The following is a 17,644-nucleotide window of genomic DNA, read 5'->3' as shown; positions in this document are numbered from 1 at the left end:
GGGTGTCTCTCGCCGCGCGGATCGCGCTTGGGCAGCTCACCGGGCTGTCGAGGTCCAAGAAGGTTGTCCCCGCGGGCCCCTTCACCGGCCTGCTGACCGACGGCGGGCATCCGATGATGTCCTACGCCGTCGCCGCCAAGCCAGGGGAGCCGGTCACCGACCTGGGCGACAGCCTCGACGTCCTCCGCGCCGCCTTCCCGCCAGGGGCGCTCAGGTTCGAGCTGGTCGAGCAGGCGTGCCCCGGTGCCGCGCGGCTGCTCGAAGCCGCGGGCCTCAAAGTCACCGCCAGGATCCCGCTCATGGTCGTGGACCCCGCCACTGTCACCCTCCCCGCACCGCCCGAGGGCGTCGAGGTGGCCGCGGCCGTCACGGCGAACGACCAAGCCGCGGGCAACGCCGTCGCCCATCACGCGTTCGGGATGCCCGGTGAGCCGGGGCCCGCGGGAGAGCCCGGTCCGGCCGAGGACGGCGGCTCAGTCGTCGCGTGGGTCCAGGGACAAGCCGTCGCCATCGCGTCCTGGACGCAGGTCGCCGACGGGGTCACCGAGATCGCCGGGATCGCCACCGCCGCCGAACACCGGCGCAAGGGCCTCGCCACGCTCGTCACCGCGCACGCCGTCAAAGCCGCCGAGGCCGCCGGGGCGACCCTCACCTGGCTCACCCCCGGCGATGACGGCGCCGAGCAGGTCTATGCAAACGTCGGCTTCACCAAGGTCGCCGACGCCATCCACTTCGCCGAAGCCAGCACCGGCACCTAAGTAAGGGGACCGTGACGGCGGCCGACCACGGTTGCCCACACTCCGCACCCGTCACGACAAACGTGACCACACCTAGAATTCCGGGGAGGCGGCTACCGTGTGCGCAACACGATCGTGCCGAGCAGCCGGTCGTGCAGGCCGCGGCCGTTCTTGTCATTGACCGCCGCGGGCAGGATCACACCGGTCAGCAGCGTCCGCGGGATCCCGCGCAGCGGCCCCACCAGCGCCGTCCCGTCCATCCGCACCACCCGCATGCCCAGCAGGGCCTTGCCCACCGTGAACCCGGCCAGCGAGATCCCCACCGCCGTGATCGCGAACCACACGCCGACTGCGATCAAGTTGTACGTGCTCATCGACGCCGGGTCGGCGAAGTCCGGGCGCCGGAACAGCGACGTGACCAGCGAGGCGAGCACCAGGTCGATCAGGAAGCCCGCGAACCGCAGGCCGGGCGAGGCCACCGAGCCCGGCCCGCTCTCGGGCAGGCCCAGCCGCTCACCTCGGTAACGCGCGGGGCCGTCCATCGCCTCGATCGCCGCGCCGGGGCCGGACAACCACGAACCAGTCCATCTGCTCACCCCACCAGCGTAGGACGAAGTGCCATCCGTGCCCGCTGGTGGCATCCTTCAAGGCGAAATAGGCCGTCGTTAACACTGGCGAAACATCGGGGTGACGGTCGGGCAACACCACCCTCTTAGCGTCATCACGCAGAGCGGGCACGGCGCTGCGGCCGTGATCGCCGGCAGATTCGGCTGCCCGCTCGCGCGGTGTTTAGCCGGTCCAGAGCCGGCGGAGTAGACGAAGGAGTCAACGAGCGTGTTCAACTCTCCCGACGAGGTCCTGCGCTTCATCGCAGATGAAGACGTGAAGTTCGTCGATGTCCGGTTCTGCGATCTGCCGGGCGTCATGCAGCACTTCACCGTCCCGGCCGCGGCGTTCGACGAGGATGCCTTCACCGAGGGGCTGGCCTTCGACGGCTCGTCCGTGCGCGGCTTCCAGTCGATCCACGAGTCGGACATGCTCCTGCTGCCCGACCCCTACACCGCCCGCCTGGACCCGTTCCGCACCGAGAAGACGCTCATCCTGAACTTCTTCGTGCACGACCCGTTCACCAAGGAGGCGTACTCCCGCGACCCGCGCAACATCGCGCGCAAGGCGGAGCAGTACATCAGCGAGTCCGGCTTCGCCGACACCGCGTTCTTCGGTGCCGAGGCCGAGTTCTACATCTTCGACTCGATCCGCTTCGACTACACCGAGAACGGCTCGTTCCACGAGATCGACTCGGTCGAGGGCTGGTGGAACAGCGGCGCGGAAGAGGGCGGCAACAACAAGGGCTACAAGACCCGCTTCAAGGGCGGCTACTTCCCCGTGCCGCCGGTCGACCACTTCGCCGACCTGCGCGACAAGATGGTCCTGAACATGCAGGCCGGTGGCTTCACCGTCGAGCGCGCGCACCACGAGGTGGGCACCGCGGGCCAGTCCGAGATCAACTACCGGTTCAACACGCTGCTGCACGCCGCGGATGACCTGCAGTTGTTCAAGTACCTCATCAAGAACACCGCGTGGGAGGCCGACAAGTCGGCCACCTTCATGCCCAAGCCCCTCTTCGGCGACAACGGCTCGGGTATGCACACCCACCAGTCGCTGTGGAAGGACGGCGAGCCGCTGTTCCACGACGAGTCCGGCTACGCGGGCCTGTCCGACACCGCCCGCCACTACATCGGCGGCCTGCTCGCGCACGCCCCGTCGCTGCTGGCGTTCACCAACCCGACGGTGAACTCCTACCACCGCCTGGTGCCCGGCTACGAGGCCCCGGTCAGCCTGGTGTACTCGCAGCGCAACCGCTCGGCGTGCGTCCGCATCCCGATCACGGGCAACAACCCGAAGGCCAAGCGCGTCGAGTTCCGCTGCCCCGACTCCTCCGGCAACCCGTACCTGGCCTTCGCGGCGATGGTCATGGCAGGCCTGGACGGTGTGAAGAACAAGATCGAGCCCCCGGCCCCGATCGACAAGGACCTCTACGAGCTTCCCCCCGAGGAGGCCAAGCAGGTCCAGCAGGTGCCCGCGTCGCTCGACCAGGTGCTCGACGCCCTCGAGGCCGACCACGACTACCTGCTCGAAGGCGGCGTGTTCACCCCGGACGTGATCGAGACCTGGATCGCGTTCAAGCGCGAGCACGAGATCGACCCGCTGCGGCTGCGCCCGCACCCGTACGAGTTCGGCATGTACTACGACGTGTGATCCTGGGAACCATTGCAGTGTCCTGACCAGCGGAAACACTGTTCAGGCCACTCTCCTGGGCCGTCTACAGGCCGTCTGAGCGCAAGATCATGGCCCGCCAGCCTTCCACTGGCGGGCCATGATCGTTTTCTGGCAACTCTTGTCCCCGTAACTTCAGCAACCGCCAATACTCAACAATAACTTGATTTCCATCGACCACTCGCGTCCTGAAATACAGTTCTACTGTAGAATGGTCAGGTGCCCACTGACCGACGCGACCTTCGGCGGCGACTCTTCGTGCTCGCCACCGAACAGGGTGGTTACTTCACGGCCGCGCAGGTGAAGTCGCTCGGCTACTCCTACCAGGCGCAGGCCCATCACGTTGGAGCAGGCAACTGGTGGCGCGTTGATCGCGGCCTGTTCCGCCTCGTTGAATGGGTTCCGGGCACACACGATGAGCTCGCTCGCTGGACCCTGTGGTCACGAGGACGAGCGGTCGTGTCACACGAGTCGGCCATGGCTGTGCACGGCATCGGCGAGTTCGAATCAAGGCATGTCCAGCTGACCGTTCCACCCAGGTTCACCATGCGCAACGAGGCGGTGGCGCTCCACTACGCCGAGCTTCCCGCTGATGACATCTCCGAACGCTCCGGGTACCGCGTGACGACCCCGCTGCGAACGCTCATCGATATCGCCGCCAACGCTGCCGATGAGGACCAACTCGCCCGCGCCATCGACGACGCGCGCCGCGCCGGTCTCGTCACCATTCGCCGCCTCCGTTCCCGCGCCGAAACCCTTGATCCCCGCGCCGCGCTCTACATCGAACGCGCAATCCAACAAGCGGAGACACCGTGACCTACCACTCGGCACAGGCACTACGCACCGCATTGGAGCACCGGCTGCTGGCACGATCCGCCGAGACCGGAGTCAGCCTGGACCGGCTACGCAGGCGGGTGATGTTTGAACGCGTCATCGCCCGCATCCAAGCGGCCGAGCCGGGGCAGTGGGTCCTCAAAGGCGGCATGGCACTCGAGGTTCGGCTACGCGACGATGCCCGCCTGACCAAGGACGTCGACCTCGGCCTGCGTGATGACGTCAACAGCGCGCCAGACCTCCACGAGCGACTGATCGACATCCTCACCGTCGACCTCGACCATGACTACTTCAGCTTCACCGCAGGCCCGCCGGAACGGCACGCGATGAAAACGGCGGATTCCCCACCTGGCGCGCCAAAGTCGGCGCACAACTGGCTGACAAGCCTTTCGGACGCATCCAACTCGACGTGTCCCCCAGGACACATGAACTCCATGCCACCGACAAGCTCGCTATACCCAGCTCCTTGGCCTTCGCGGGCATCCCAGCCGTTGAAGTCGAAGCAGTCGACATCCACCGGCATGCGGCGGAGAAGTTCCACGGCATGCTCCGTGACTTCGGGGAACGTGAGAACTCGCGGGTCCGCGATCTCGTCGACCTCACCATCCTGCTCGAACATGGCCTGCTCGTACCAGAGCAAACGGCAGCCGCAGTCCGAATCCGTATGGCTGGAACGCAACGACACCGAGCCGCCAGACGACCTCCCGCAGCTTCCCGAGTCGTGGCCCGACCGCTACCAGCGACTTGCCGCCGGCCACAGCACAGAGATCCCGCCGTACCTCGAAGCCGTCGCCCACGTGACTCAGCTATGGCTCAACATGTTCCCCAGCAAGTAGTCAGAACGGCCTTCTTGATCCAAGAAGACCTGGACATCACGATGAGTAGCCGAGCCGCGGTGACAACGCGGCGCTGATCCAGGCCGTCCACAGGCCGTCACACGTCGAAGAATGACCACCGACAACGACCGGCAACAACCACAAACCACCTGGTCAAATGGGGTGGCGCACACAGGCCCAGGTAGCGACACGCCGGAGCAATCTACGACGTGTGACGCGTCCCTGAGCACGGGGCGGTGGTCGCGGGGAAATCCCCGGCCGCCGCCCCGTTTTCTTGTCCCCAGAGCCCCGCGTGCGGGGCTCTGGGACACGCTCTGTCCACCACCCGTTCGGGTGGAAGATTCTCGTTGAGCTGGGATGTCGTCCCGGTCACAGGAGTGTTTCCCCAATCGAGATCTAGTGCGGGATTCCCTTGCGCTCGGCCTAGGCCTTACGCTGCCGCGCAATAACGTCCGTTCGGCTCTCGACCGGGCGCACTCCACGCTATCGACGAGGAATCGCCATGTTCGCTCCCCTTGATCCCGCCCGCGTCGACCGCCTGAAGGCGGCCTACTCGGTGCGAAATCTCGATCGCGACGCGCCGCTTACCCTCGTCCATCACAGCGATCACCAGCCGAATCATGGTGATCTCGTGATAGCCGAGGTCACCAAGCTGGGTTACCACCAGTTGCTTGAGATGACCGATGGCCGCAAGGCACGGCTCTACGTCGGCGACGAGATCCTCGTCGCCTACGGAGCCCGCTACGCGCCCGATCACTTCGAAGCCGAACTCCCCGACGACCTGGGCGCCTGCGACCTGGTCGCGGCGGGCGGCGTGCTGGGCAAGGTCCGCAGCCGCAACGCCGCGGTGAGCGCGCCGACGACAGTTCGCCCCCTCGGCCTGGTCGCCGACGCCACCGGCCGCGTGCTGAATGTCTCCGACCTGGGCCTGGGCGCGCCACCGCTGACCGCGCTGCGCAAGCCGCCGACCTTCATCGTCGTGGGAACCTCGATGAACTCCGGCAAAACGACCACCGTCGCCTCCCTGGTGCACGGTTTGACCCGTTCGGGCCTGCGCGTGGGCGCCGCCAAGGTCACCGGCACCGCCGCGGGCGGCGACCCCTGGCTCTTCCGCGACTCGGGCGCCGTCGTGGCCCTGGACTTCACCGACGCGGGTATGGCCACCACGTTCCGCATCCCGATGGAACGCCTCGTGGCCAGTTCGCTGCTGCTCCACGGCCACCTGATGGCCCGCGGCGTGGACGCGATCGTCCTGGAGATCGCCGACGGCCTGCTCCAGCCCGAGACCGCGCAGCTGCTCGACCGCCCCGAGATCCGCCGCATCACCGACGGTGTCCTCTTCGCCGCCGCCGACTCCTCGGGTGCCCTCTACGGCGTCCAGCGCCTGCGCGCGGCCAACCACCCGGTGCTCGCCGTGAGCGGTCTGCTCACGATCTCGCCGCTGGCGGTCCGCGAAGCGCAGGCAGGCCTCGACGTCCCGGTCTACGGCTCCGACGACCTGCAGTCCCCCGCCCTGGCTGGCGAACTGCTCCGCCGGTCGGCGGCCGAGGCCGCGGTGGAACACGAGGTCGGCGAGGTAATGGCCTAGGACCAGCAACGGCAGCGGCCCACGGGATCTCCCGGGGGCCGCTGCCGTCTGCTACTTGGCGACGATCCGGATCACCTTGACCCGCAGGCCCAGGTTCTCGTCGTGGTACTCGTGGTACGAGTCGGAACTGGTGCCCTGCCCCAGCGACGTCGCCAGCACCGCGTCCTTGATCAGCTGCTCGTGCTCGCCGATCGCCTCGGCGATCTCCGCCTCGGCTTCCCAGATGACCTGAATGCGGTCGACGACGTCCAGGCCCGAGTTCTTCCGCGAGTCCTGGATGAACCGGATGACCTCGCGAGCCAGGCCCGCGCGGCGCAGTTCCGGGGTGATCTCGGTGTCGAGCGCGATGGTGACGTCGCCGTCGGACTGCACGACCCATCCGGTGCGCGGGACCTCGCTGACCAGGACCTCGTCCGCGGTGACGTCGATCAGCTCGCCTTCGAAGTCGACCTTGGCGGCACCGTCCTCGCGGATGCCGCGGACAAGCGTGTCCGGGTCGGCGGCGTTGATCGCGTCGGCGACCCGCTGGGTCTGCTTGCCGAACCGCTTGCCCAGCGCCCGGAAGTTGGGCTTGACGGTGACGTCGACGACCTCGCCCGCCGCGCCGAGCGACTCGAACGCGCGGATGTTGAGCTCGTCGGCGACCTCGGCGAGCAGGTCGTCGCCGAGGCCGATGGGCAGCCCGACGAGGGCGCGGCCCAGGGGCTGGCGGATGCGGATGTCGCTGGCCTTGCGGGCGGCGCGCCCGGCCTCGGTGAGGTGGCGGGCCACCTCCATCCGCTCGATCAAGTCGGTGTCGATCAGCGCCTGGTCGGCCTCCGGCCAGGTCGCCAGGTGCACCGACTCGGGGGCGTCGGCGCGGCCGCGCGCGATGACGTCGCCCCACACCTGCTCGGTGACGAACGGCGTGAACGGCGCCATGAGCCGGGTCACGATGTCGAGGCACTCGTGCAGCGTGACCAGCGCGTCGGTGTCGCCGTCCCAGAACCGGGCGCGGGAGCGGCGGACGTACCAGTTGGACAGGTCGTCGATGAAACCGGCGATGGCCCGGCCCGCGCCCGCGGTGTCGACGTTCTCCATCGCGGTGTCCACGGTGGCCGCGACCTGGTGGGCGCGCGCGAGCGCCCACCGGTCCATGACGGGGCGCTCGGCGGCGGGCTTGGCGTTCTCCGGCGTCCAGTCGGCGATGCTGGCGTACACGGTGAAGAAGGAGACCGTGTTCCAGTAGGTCAGCAGGACCTTCCGGATGATCTCTTCGAGCGGGGTGTCGCCGATCCGCCGCGGGGACCACGGCGAGCCCGAGCACAGCATGAACCAGCGCACGGCGTCGGCGCCGTGTTTGTCCATGAGCGGGATCGGCTGAAGGATGTTTCCAAGGTGCTTGCTCATCTTGCGGCCGTCTTCGGCCATGATGTGCCCGAGGCAGACGACGTTCTCGTATGAGGACTTGTCGAACACCAGGGTGCCCACGGCCATGAGCGTGTAGAACCAGCCGCGGGTCTGGTCGATGGCCTCGGCGATGTATTGCGCCGGGTAGCCGCGCTCGAACTCCTCGACGCTGCCCGGCAGGTGCGGGTAGCCGAGCTGGGCGAATGGCATCGACCCGGAGTCGAACCAGGCGTCGATGACCTCCGGGACGCGGGTCGCGGTCTCCCCGGTCTCCTGGTCGGTGAAGGTGATGTCATCGATGAACGGGCGGTGCGGGTCCATCTCGGACAGGTCGCGGCCGCACAGCTCACCGAGTTCCTTGCGGGAGCCGACCGCGATGATCTTTCCGCTCGGGGTGCGCCACAGCGGCAGCGGTGTGCCCCAGTACCGGGAGCGGGACAGCGCCCAGTCGATGTTGTTGTTGAGCCAGTCGCCATAGCGGCCGTGCTTGATGTGCTCGGGGTACCAGTTGGTGTTCTCGTTCTCCCGCAGCAGCGCGTCCCTGATCACGGTGGTGCGGATGTACCAGGACAGCTGCGCGTAGTACATCAGCGGCGTGTGGCAGCGCCAGCAGTGCGGGTACGGGTGCTCGTACTTGGCGTACTTGAACAGCAGCCCGCGCGCCTTGAGGTCGTCGACGAGGGCTTGGTCGGCGTCCTTGAAGAACACCCCGCCGACCATCGGCACCTCGTCGAGGAAGCGCCCGTTCGGGGCGACCGGGTTGACCACGGGCAGCCCGTTGGCCTTGCACACCGCGAGGTCGTCGGCACCGAACGCCGGGGCCTGGTGGACCAGGCCGGTGCCGTCGGTGGTGGTGACGTAGTCGCCGAGCACGACGAAGTGCGCGTCGGGGATGTCGACCAGGTCGAACGGACGCTGGTAGCGCACACCCGCCAGGTCCTTGCCCAGCAGGTCGGCGAGCACCTCGGAGTCCTCGCCGAGCACCGCGTGCCGCAGCGCGGCGGCGATGACGAACACGCCCTGCTCGCCGCGCACCACCTGGTAGTCGACGTCGGGATGGACGGCGACGGCGGTGTTGGACACCAGCGTCCACGGCGTCGTGGTCCAGATCAGCAGCTCGACGCCGCTGTGTCCGGCGACGTCACCGATGACCGGGAACCGGACGAACACCGACGGGTCGGACACGGTCTCGTAGCCCTGGGCGACCTCGTGGTCGGACAGGCCGGTGCCGCAGCGCGGGCAGTACGGGGCGACCCGGTAGTCCTCGGACAGCAGGTCCTTGTCGAAGATCGTCTTCAGCGCCCACCAGACGCTGTCGATGTACTCCGGGGTCATCGTCCGGTACGGGTGGGACATGTCCACCCAGTAGCCCATGCGCTCGGTCATCGCCTCGAACTCGCCGACATAGCGCTGCACGGACTCGCGGCAGCGGGCGTTGAACTCCGCGATGCCGATTTTCTCGATGTCGGGCTTGCCGCTGATGCCCAGTTCCTTCTCGACCGCGAGTTCGACCGGCAGGCCGTGGCAGTCCCAGCCCGCGCGCCGCAGTACCGAATAGCCCTTCATCGTCCGGTACCGGGGCAGCACGTCCTTGAACGCCCTGGCCTCGATGTGGTGGGTGCCCGGCGTGCCGTTAGCGGTCGGCGGCCCCTCGTAAAACGTCCAGCGCGGCCCGTCGGCGGTCTGGGCGAGGCTTCGGCCGAACATGTCCTTTTCGCGCCACCACTCGATAATCCGACGTTCCATCGCTGGAAGATCAACCTTCGCTGACACGACGTGGAACGGCGTCTTAGGGGACAACGTCTACTCCTACAGTGCGGTGGCCGTGCTCGATTGGCACATGGGGCCCGGCCGCGGACCCCGCGAACCACCAGGATATCTGGTGGCCCGTGGTGGCCCGCCGTCAGCCGGGACGGGCGACGGGCGGTCAGCCCACGGAGGAGGAAGGCGCAAGATACGCGAATTGGGTCCGCGGCGGCGGGCGGAGTAGTAAAATGCCATTCTTCGACTCCTTTCGGGAGTGCGAAAGGGTTGGGACGCGGGCTCCTTGACAGCACTCGGGAACCGCGGGTTCAATCGAGTTGTCGGGTATGGGGGAATTATCGAGGCTGCCGCTCATGCTGTAGCGGCGCGTGCCGCCCAATCATGGAGCGGTTGAGGGGAACAGGGTTTCATGTCGTCAATGATGTCGCGATCATTGCTGTCATCTTTTAGGTCAATCGTGGATCGGGCTCCCGATTCACCGGCGATGTGCCATCCCGCCGCCGATGTGACACTCACCTATGGCGAGGTCGCGGAGCGGGCACGCGCGCTTTCGGGCGCGCTGGCCGCGCGGGGGGCGGGCCGGGGGGCCATGGTGGGGGTGTGCCTGCCGCCGGGCGTGGACCGCGTCGTTGCGTTCCTCGCGGTCCTGTGGACGGGTGCGGCGTACGTCCCGCTCGACCCGCGTCACCCGGTGCGCAGGCGGCGTCTGCTGGTGGCCGAGGCGGGCGCGGAGACGGTGGTGACCGACCGGGCCATGGCCAACGACTTCCCCGGGGTCGACGCCGTGTTCCCCGACGCGGTCGGCGACGCCGAACCGGGTGAGCCGCCGCGCGCGGAGGACCCGGCGATCGTGTACTTCACATCGGGAACGACGGGCACCCCGAAAGGCGTGCTCGTGCCGCACCGGTCGATCCTGGCGATGCTCGATTCGATCGGCCACCTGTGCCCCGGCCCGGGGGACCGGATCGCCGCGGGCAGTTCGCCCGCGTTCGACGCCGCCACCTACGAGATCTGGGGTGCGCTCACCGGCGGGGCCTGCCTCGTCGTCGTGGAGTGGGACACCCTGATCGACCCAGCGGCCCTCGCCGCGACGCTGACCGGCCACGGCGTGACCCAGCTGTTCGTGACCACGGCCGTCTTCCACCAGACCGCCGCGTACGACCCGACGGTCTACAAGGGACTGCGCACGGTGTTGTTCGGGGGCGACGTCGCCGACCCGCGGCGCGTCCGCGAGGTACTGGCCGCCCCGCCGAAGCACCTGGTCCACCTCTACGGACCGACCGAGACGACCACGTTCGCCACCTCGCACGAGATCACCGCCCTGGCCGAGGACGCGACGAGCGTGCCGATCGGGCGGGGCCTGGCGGGTTCCCGGCTCCACGTGGTCGACGAGGACCTTGCTCCGGTGGCACCCGGTGAGGTCGGCGAGCTGTGCGTGGGCGGCCCCACCGTCACCCTCGGGTATCTGCGGCGGCCGGAGCTGACCGAGTCCCGGTTCGTGCCGGAGCCCGGCGTGCCGGGGTCTCGGATGTACCGCACCGGCGACCGGGTCCACGATCTCGGCGGCGGCGTCCTCGACTTCGTCGGCCGGGTCGACTCCCAGGTCAAGATCCGCGGTGTGCGCATCGAACTGGGCGAGGTCGACGCCGCGTTGGCCGCGCACCCCGACATCGCCGAGGCGGTCACGGTCGTGGTCGGCGACACCGCCGAGGACCGGACGCTGGCCGGGTTCGTCGTGGCGGCGGCGGACGCGGAGACCGAGGACCTCGCCGAGCGGGTACTGGCCTACGCGCGCAGGCAGCTGCCCGACGCCATGGTCCCCGGCAGGCTCACGCTGCTGGAGCGGATCCCGCTGGCCGCCAACGGCAAGATCGATCGTGCTGCCCTGACCACGGATGGTGTGGCGATCGAGCCCAGCGCGGCCGCCGCGGCCGACCAGCCACTGCTGGCACTGGTGTGCGCGCTGTGGGCCCAGCTGATCGATGTTCCGTCGGTCCGGCCGGACGACGATTTCTTCGCGGTGGGCGGGCATTCGCTGCTGCTGGGCAGGCTCAGCGCCCGCTACCAGGCGGTGCTCGGGGTGCGGATGCCACTGCGGGACATGCTCGGCGACAACACGCCCGCCTTCCACGAGAAATGGCTCGCCGACCACGAGCCTGCCCCCGGCCACTTCGCCGAAGCCATCGCCCGGCGCGAGGACGCGGCGTCATGACCGTCCAGCAGACCTCTCCGCTGCGTCCGTTCCAGTCCGAGGCGGACTACGTCGCCGCCGCCCACCAGTGGCACCTCGGACTGCCGTTCCCGGTGCTGCCGGGGGCCGAGCTCGACCGCTACCGCGCGCTGTTCGACGACGGCGAGCTGCCCGCGCCAACGGGCGAGCCCAGGCAGGGCAGGGTGGTGACGACGACCTCGGCGTTCAGCGCCGCCGCTGGTCGGCTGCTCGCGGCGGCCACCGGCAGGCCGTGCACCCACGTGCCCGCGGCGAACCTGCTCGCCGAGCTGCGCGGAATGGCGGGCGAGTTGGTCGCGGTGGTCGGGCTCGTCGAGGAGTTCGACGCCGCGGGCGGCTGGCCCGGCGAGTCGGGGGCGAAGGTCGGCGTGGTCACCGCCCGGTCCGCCGCCGCGCTGGCCTGCCTGGTCTACCGCTCGATCACGACCGCGCCGGACAGCGGCCGGATGTTCGTCGCCGCGCACGCCAGACTGCCGGACGCGGCCGCCGCGGACACGATCGACATCGGCGGCCTGACCGAGGAGGTCCGCGGCGCGCGGCACACCGTCATGATGCTGCGCGGGCTCGGGAAGGAGTGCTGCCTCGGGCTCGCCGACGGCATCGTGTGCGGCCGATCCGACGCGCTGGACAGTCCGCTGCCGATCTTCCCGGTGGAGCAGCGGCTCATGCCGTGCCTGCGCGGTGAGGGCTGCTTCCGCGAAGACGTCACCGAGGCCGAGCGCCTGCCGGGGCACGCGGTGAACGCGGCGCTGGTGGTCACCCACGGCTGCTCCAACGTGGCCGTGGGCACCAACGTCTACCCGCACCACATCGGACTGGGCCTCGGCCTGCTCGAAGGCACAGCGGTGGCGGTCATCGGGTCGATGGGCGTGCACATCATGCAGGCCAGCGCCCAGGAGAACCTGGTGGAGGCCCTGGCGGAGGGTGTGCCGGTGGGCGAGGTGACCCACCGGATGGCCGAACGCGCCCACCCGATCGACGGCTGGTTCAACCGGTTCGGCCTGCTCGGCGATCCCGGCCTAGTCCTGCGGCCCAAGGCGCTCCCCGCGCCCGTGCGCAGGCCACGGCCGGACGAGACGGTCATCGCCGACCTGTCGCACCTGGCCAGTGTGGTGCTGCCCCGGCTGGAACGGCTGCGCTGGATGGAGCTGCGACTCGACGCCGCCGACCTGCGGGCCCTGCGCAGGCAGCTCGACGCGGCGGTGAGCAGGCTCGACGACCCCGGTCTCGGCGAGGTGCGCGACTTCCTGTGCGAGGAGGTGGCCGACCTGCAGCTGCGGGCGGTGGAGGATCTCGTCGACCGGATCTACAGCACCGGGTGGGACTTCGGGGGTCCGGCGCTGGACGGGATGCGGCAGGTCGACCAGCGCACCGAGCGCTGCACCAACTGCCACCGCGAGTCCGCGGCGCTGGTCACCCTGCGCCACGCCATCGAGCAGGACCTGGTGATCCAGACACTGCAGTGCCGACGCTGCGGCGACCTGTGGTGGAGCACCGAGGCGGGCAGGCCCACGATCAGCATGGCGGGTCCGCTCGACGTCGACGCGGCTCGGGCGCACCCCACGATGCTCACCAGGACCGTGCGCAACGACGGCCCACACCCGGCGACGGGCGGCGCGGGCTTCGCGTTCAACCTGCGCAAGGCGTTCGGGCTGCCACCCGCGACCAGTTCGCCGTGCGCGGTGCCCGCGCACGGCACCGCCGAGTTCGCCGCGCACCTGGACCTGGTGCGCTACCAGCCGAAGCCCGATGTCCACACCGGAGTGTTCGTCGCGCTGGTGTCCGGGATCTACGTCGCGTCGGTGACGATGATGCGACTGTCCTGACGGCTCAGCCGCCGATGTCCACGATGGACTGGGCGACCGTGTCGGTGATCGCTGTCATCGCCGCGTCGCCCAGTCCGTCGGCCCGGCCGTACGTGTCGATCCGCCATCCGCCGTCCGGCTGGGGCGCGGCCTCGATGACGAGGTCCATGGCCGTGCGCGGCGGGTCGACGAGCACGGCCTCGATCCGCACGTCCGCGCCGAAGCTGTCGGACACCGGCGGGTCCTGCAGCGTCACGAACACCTGGACGAGCGCGGGGGCGCCGGGCCGCAACAGCCGCGTCACCTCGTCGAATGGTGTGCGCGCGTGCCGAAGGCTGCGCGTGACGTCCCGGCTCACCACCCGCAGCCAGTCGGCGCTGTCGCCGTCCGGCGCGGCCATGGAGATCATCAGCGGGTTGACGAAGCAGCCGACGACCCGGTCGAAGACCCGTTCGAACCGGCCGGAGGACATGGTGCCAACGACGATCCGGTCCGTGGAGAACTCCTGGGCGAGCGCGCGGGCCGCGCCGTGCAGCAGACCCGTCAAGGGGGCCGCGCCCGCGCCACGCACCGCCTTGGTGAACGCGGCGACGCGCTCGGCGGGCACTGTCCGCTCGCACCCGCGACGGGGCGCTTGGTCCAGGTCGGCAGGGGGCAGCAGGGGCGGCGGCGCGGCGGCCAGCACGTCGCGCCAGTACGGCAGATCCCGGTCGAGCCACGCCTGGCCCTGGGACCGCTCCCACCACACGAAGTCGCGGTAGGAGGCTGTCGGGGCCCAGTCGGGGGCGCGGCAGGCAACGCGGGCGGCGTACGCGGCGCCGAGGTCGGCGACGAACACCGACTCGGACCGGCCGTCGAAGGCGATGTGGTGCACGCGAACGCACAGCAGGTGCGTCGCCGCCGTCATCGGCACCAGCCGCGCGGCCAGCGGCGGTGCGGTCTCCAGATCGACGGGACTGTCCCACCAGTCGACGCAGGCCGCCACTGCGACCTCGGCCGGGCCTCCCTCGGTGGGCTCGACTACCTCCAGGCCGGGCCAGGCGACCGGGCGCTGCACCGGGCCGAGCTCGTCGTCCCAGGTGAACGTCGAGCGCAGCACGGCGTGCCGAGCGACCACGTCGTCCAGCGCCCGCCGCAGCGCGGCCGTGTCCAAGGGGCCGGTGAGCAGAAACGCGAGGACGACGTTGTTGTCGTCGAGCCCCGGGGTGAACTGCTCGGACAGCAGGAACCGGGCCTGGGTGTGCGACAGCGGTGTCGCCGCCCCCGGCCCGCGCCCGTGCTCGTCGGGCGCGGCGGCCACGCGCAGGGCGAAGTCGATCAGGCCCGCCACCGAGCCCGCCCGCGCGAGGTCGTCCACCCGCAGGTCGGTGCCGGTGCGGGCGCCGATGGTGACGGCGAGGTTGAGCGCGTCGGCGGCCGGGAACCCCGCGGGCGCGTCGTCCAGCCCCCCGAGCCGACGCCGGGCCAGCACCGCGCCGATGTCGCGGGCCAACGCCTCACGCATGGCAGGCCACCAGTGCCGCGTGGTCGAGTTTCCCGGTGGCCGTGCGGGGCAGGGAGTCCACTTTGGACCACCGGACTGGCACGGCGTAGTCGGGCAGCCGTGCACCCACGACGTCCTTGACCTCCGCCGCGGTGGCATCCCCGGTGTAGTGGGCGTGCAGCTGGGAGTCCACGACCGTCACGGCGGCCTCCAACACGGCGGGGTGCGCGCGCACCGCGGCCTCCACCTCGTCCAGCTCGACCCGGTAGCCGCGCAGCTTCACCTGCCGGTCGATCCTGCCCAGGTGCACCAGCACCCCGTGCTCCCGCCCGACCAGGTCGCCCGTGCGGTACCAGTCCGGCGCCTCGGGAACGCCGTCGACCAGCGTGAACGGGCCGTCTGACGCGCCGCGGAAGAAGCGTCGCGCGTTGTCGGCGGGGTCGACATACCCGTCGAAGCGCTGGACGCCGCGCACGCACAGTTCCCCACGGTCGGCGGGCAGACCGTCCTCGGCGACCAGCACCGCCTCCACCGTCGGATAGGCCGCGCCGATCGGGACCGTGCCGTTGCTCGTCTCGACCCAGTCCGCCGGGTCGGCGGGCAGCCAGTGGTCGGCGCACACGCCCGCAAGCTCAGACGGGCCGTAGTTGTTGGTGACGACGCTGTCCGGCGCGGCCGTCCGCCACGCCTCGGCGTCGGCGTAGGTGAGCCGTTCCCCGCTGAACATGCTCCACCGAAGGTCGGGCAGGCAGCCCGGGGTCAGCGCGCGGGTGCGCCGGGAGATGGTGATGACCGACGGCACCGTGTCCAGGTGCGTGATGCCCGCGTCGCGCAGGAACCGCGTCGGGGTGCGCCAAGCCCGGCCGACCGCGGGCACGAGGACCGCGCCCGCCGTCCAGGCGCCGAGGATCTCGAACACCGACGCGTCGAAGGTGAAGTCGGCGGCCTGCGCGACGCGGCTGCCGGGGCCGATCTCGTAGCGGTCCACGACATGGCTCAGGTACGCCGCGGTCGCCCGGTGGCTGTTGGGCACCCCCTTGGGGCGCCCGGTGGAGCCCGAGGTGAAGATGACGTACGCGTCCACACCCGGCACTACGTCCACTGTGGACGCTTCGGCGTCCGGGATGTCGTCCGGCACCTCGGCGGCGTCGGCGAGGACAAGGTCCACCCCGGCCCCGGCGACTACCGCGCCGACGCGCGCGTTGGGCCACCGCTCCCCCAGCGGCAGCACCGCGCAGCCCGCCCGCAGGACACCGAGGTAGTCGACGTACGCGCGCAGGCTCTTCGCGCGGCGCAGACCGACCCGTCCGGTGGCGCCACGGGCCAGCAAGGCCCGCGCGGTGCGACCGGCCGCGTCCCACAACCGCGCGTAGGTGAGCGTCTCGTCGGGCATCGCGACCGCGACCGCGTCCGGTCGTGCTCGCACCGATTTCTCGACCAGCGCGAGAACGTCCCCGGTCATGCGTTCTCCAGTTCTGCCTGTTCGACGGGCTCCGGCGGAAGCGCCGACATGGCGCGCACACTGGTGAACGACAGGCTGAGGATCCTTGTCAGCAGCACGAGAACCGCGCCCGCGATGAGGATCCCGGCCCCCGCGAACGCCGCCCCGACCGCGTAGCCCGCGGGGCGCAGGACGACCGAGCCGAACCAGTCGTATGAGGAGACCTTCGACAGCGACTCGTCGGGCACCCGCTGCTGCAGCGCGGTGTACCAAAGGGTGTCGGCCAGCGCCATGCCGACGCCCGCCACCGCGACCGCGGCGACTTGGACCAGCCCCGGCCAGCCCAGCGCGACCGCGAGCAGCGCGGGCACGAACAGCAGCTCGGCGCAGCGCGCGGCCACCAGCGGCCGCGCGGGCTTGAGCCGCAGCGCGATCACGTCGCCGACCAGCTCGCCCACGCTCATCGCCGCGATCAACGCCGCCCAGCCCAGCGCGTCGACCGCGCCGCCGTCGGCGACGATCAGCGGACCCGCGACGAGGAACGCCGCCAGGGCGACGTGCGTGGTGGCGAAACCGACGATGCTCGTCCAGATCCACGGCGTGCCGCGAACCACCTTGAACCCGTCGGCGAGGTCGCGCAGCACCCCGGAGCCGGGTCCGGGCCGAGACGGCTGGTCGAGCCGGATTCGCGACACCAGCCACGAGCTGAGCAGGAAGGACACGCCGTCGAACACGACACCCCAGCCGCCGCCGACGGTCGCGGTGAGCGTCCCCGCGATCAGCGGCCCCAGCACGCCGGACAGGCTGCGCACCCCGGACAGCAAAGCGTTGGCCTGCTGCAGGTCGGCCTTCGGCACGGTGGACGAGGTCAGCCCGGACGCCGCGGGCAAGTGGAACGCCTGCGCGGTGCCGTACACGACCTGGAGAACGATGAGAACCGCGAGGTTGATCTCGCCCGACAGCATCATCGCACCGACGCCGAGCTGGGTCAGGCCGCGCAGCGCGTCAGCGGCGACCATCACCCGGTCGCGGCGCATCCGGTCGGCGAGGACACCGCCGAAGAGCAGCAGCACCGCCAGCGGCACCGTGGACGCCGTCAGCGCGATACCCGCCACCGCCGCGTCGCCGGTGACCTGCAGCAGGCCCAGCGTCAGCGCGACCGGGGCGACCATGCTGCCGGTGACCGAGATCGCGAACCCGGCGAACTGGTACCGGAACGCCCGGTGGCGCAGCACGGCGCCCGCTTCCCGCATCCGCATC

General features: G+C 70.2%; 12 protein-coding genes and 1 pseudogene. 8 read left to right on the top strand and 5 right to left on the bottom strand.

Annotation, left to right across the window (positions count from 1 at the left end; translation table 11 throughout):
- Positions 1-2 precede the first annotated feature (2 nt).
- Positions 3-758, top strand: a complete 756-nt coding sequence (locus tag BN1701_RS32135; protein ID WP_054055066.1) for a GNAT family N-acetyltransferase — start codon at positions 3-5, stop codon at positions 756-758.
- Positions 759-850: 92 nt separating this feature from the next.
- Here BN1701_RS32135 and BN1701_RS32130 read toward each other — a convergent pair whose 3' ends face one another.
- Positions 851-1,333: an RDD family protein gene (locus BN1701_RS32130; protein WP_054055064.1), complete on the bottom strand. Its 483-nt coding sequence runs from the start codon at positions 1,331-1,333 to the stop codon at positions 851-853.
- 238 nt (positions 1,334-1,571) lie between these two features.
- Between BN1701_RS32130 and glnA the strand changes: the two genes are divergently transcribed.
- From glnA to BN1701_RS32110, 5 genes and pseudogenes are all read left to right on the top strand, one after another.
- Positions 1,572-2,996 carry a type I glutamate--ammonia ligase gene (gene glnA / locus BN1701_RS32125; RefSeq protein ID WP_054055062.1) on the top strand — a complete coding sequence of 475 codons (1,425 nt, stop codon included), beginning with the start codon at positions 1,572-1,574 and terminating at the stop codon, positions 2,994-2,996.
- Positions 2,997-3,272: 276 nt separating this feature from the next.
- Positions 3,273-3,830 carry a hypothetical protein gene (locus BN1701_RS32120; RefSeq protein WP_197672160.1) on the top strand — a complete coding sequence of 186 codons (558 nt, stop codon included), beginning with the start codon at positions 3,273-3,275 and terminating at the stop codon, positions 3,828-3,830.
- 101 nt (positions 3,831-3,931) lie between these two features.
- A pseudogene (locus tag BN1701_RS38390) lies at positions 3,932-4,069 on the top strand (nucleotidyl transferase AbiEii/AbiGii toxin family protein); the annotation flags it as partial.
- A 152-nt stretch (positions 4,070-4,221) separates the two neighbouring features.
- On the top strand, positions 4,222-4,761 hold the full coding sequence (locus tag BN1701_RS38385; RefSeq protein WP_369800685.1) for a nucleotidyl transferase AbiEii/AbiGii toxin family protein: 540 nt from the start codon (positions 4,222-4,224) through the stop codon (positions 4,759-4,761).
- Between the two features lie 425 nt (positions 4,762-5,186).
- A complete protein-coding gene (locus BN1701_RS32110; RefSeq protein ID WP_054055057.1) occupies positions 5,187-6,272 on the top strand; it encodes a malic enzyme protein in 1,086 nt (361 codons plus the stop codon).
- Positions 6,273-6,323: 51 nt separating this feature from the next.
- On the opposite strand, the gene ileS is transcribed toward BN1701_RS32110, so the two are convergent.
- The gene (gene ileS / locus BN1701_RS32105; protein WP_157368501.1) at positions 6,324-9,434 is read right to left on the bottom strand and encodes an isoleucine--tRNA ligase; all 3,111 of its coding nucleotides are present in this window, start codon (positions 9,432-9,434) and stop codon (positions 6,324-6,326) included.
- A 400-nt stretch (positions 9,435-9,834) separates the two neighbouring features.
- Here ileS and BN1701_RS32100 point away from each other — a divergent pair, with 400 nt between their 5' ends.
- Both BN1701_RS32100 and BN1701_RS32095 read left to right on the top strand, forming a co-directional pair.
- Positions 9,835-11,637, top strand: coding sequence for a non-ribosomal peptide synthetase (locus BN1701_RS32100; protein ID WP_082860192.1), 1,803 nt, complete (start codon positions 9,835-9,837; stop codon positions 11,635-11,637).
- Entirely contained in the window at positions 11,634-13,481 is a 1,848-nt protein-coding gene (locus BN1701_RS32095) for a hypothetical protein (RefSeq protein ID WP_054055052.1), read from the top strand. The genes BN1701_RS32100 and BN1701_RS32095 overlap by 4 nt, the downstream gene beginning before the upstream one ends.
- Before the next feature lie 4 nt (positions 13,482-13,485).
- On the opposite strand, the gene BN1701_RS32090 is transcribed toward BN1701_RS32095, so the two are convergent.
- Genes BN1701_RS32090 through BN1701_RS32080 form a run of 3 tightly spaced genes read right to left on the bottom strand, consistent with a single transcriptional unit; the run spans position 13,486 to position 17,643 of the window.
- On the bottom strand, positions 13,486-14,964 hold the full coding sequence (locus BN1701_RS32090) for a condensation domain-containing protein (RefSeq protein WP_054055050.1): 1,479 nt from the start codon (positions 14,962-14,964) through the stop codon (positions 13,486-13,488).
- Positions 14,957-16,405 (bottom strand): AMP-binding protein, encoded by a 1,449-nt coding sequence (locus BN1701_RS32085; RefSeq protein WP_054055048.1) that lies wholly within the window; start codon positions 16,403-16,405, stop codon positions 14,957-14,959. The genes BN1701_RS32090 and BN1701_RS32085 overlap by 8 nt, the downstream gene beginning before the upstream one ends.
- Entirely contained in the window at positions 16,402-17,643 is a 1,242-nt protein-coding gene (locus BN1701_RS32080) for an MFS transporter (RefSeq protein WP_054055045.1), read from the bottom strand. The genes BN1701_RS32085 and BN1701_RS32080 overlap by 4 nt, the downstream gene beginning before the upstream one ends.
- Between the last annotated feature and the right edge of the window lies 1 nt (position 17,644).

Origin of the sequence: Alloactinosynnema sp. L-07 (assembly GCF_900070365.1) — a bacterium.
Taxonomy (GTDB): domain Bacteria; phylum Actinomycetota; class Actinomycetes; order Mycobacteriales; family Pseudonocardiaceae; genus Actinokineospora.
This window is presented reverse-complemented; position numbering and strand designations above follow the sequence as displayed.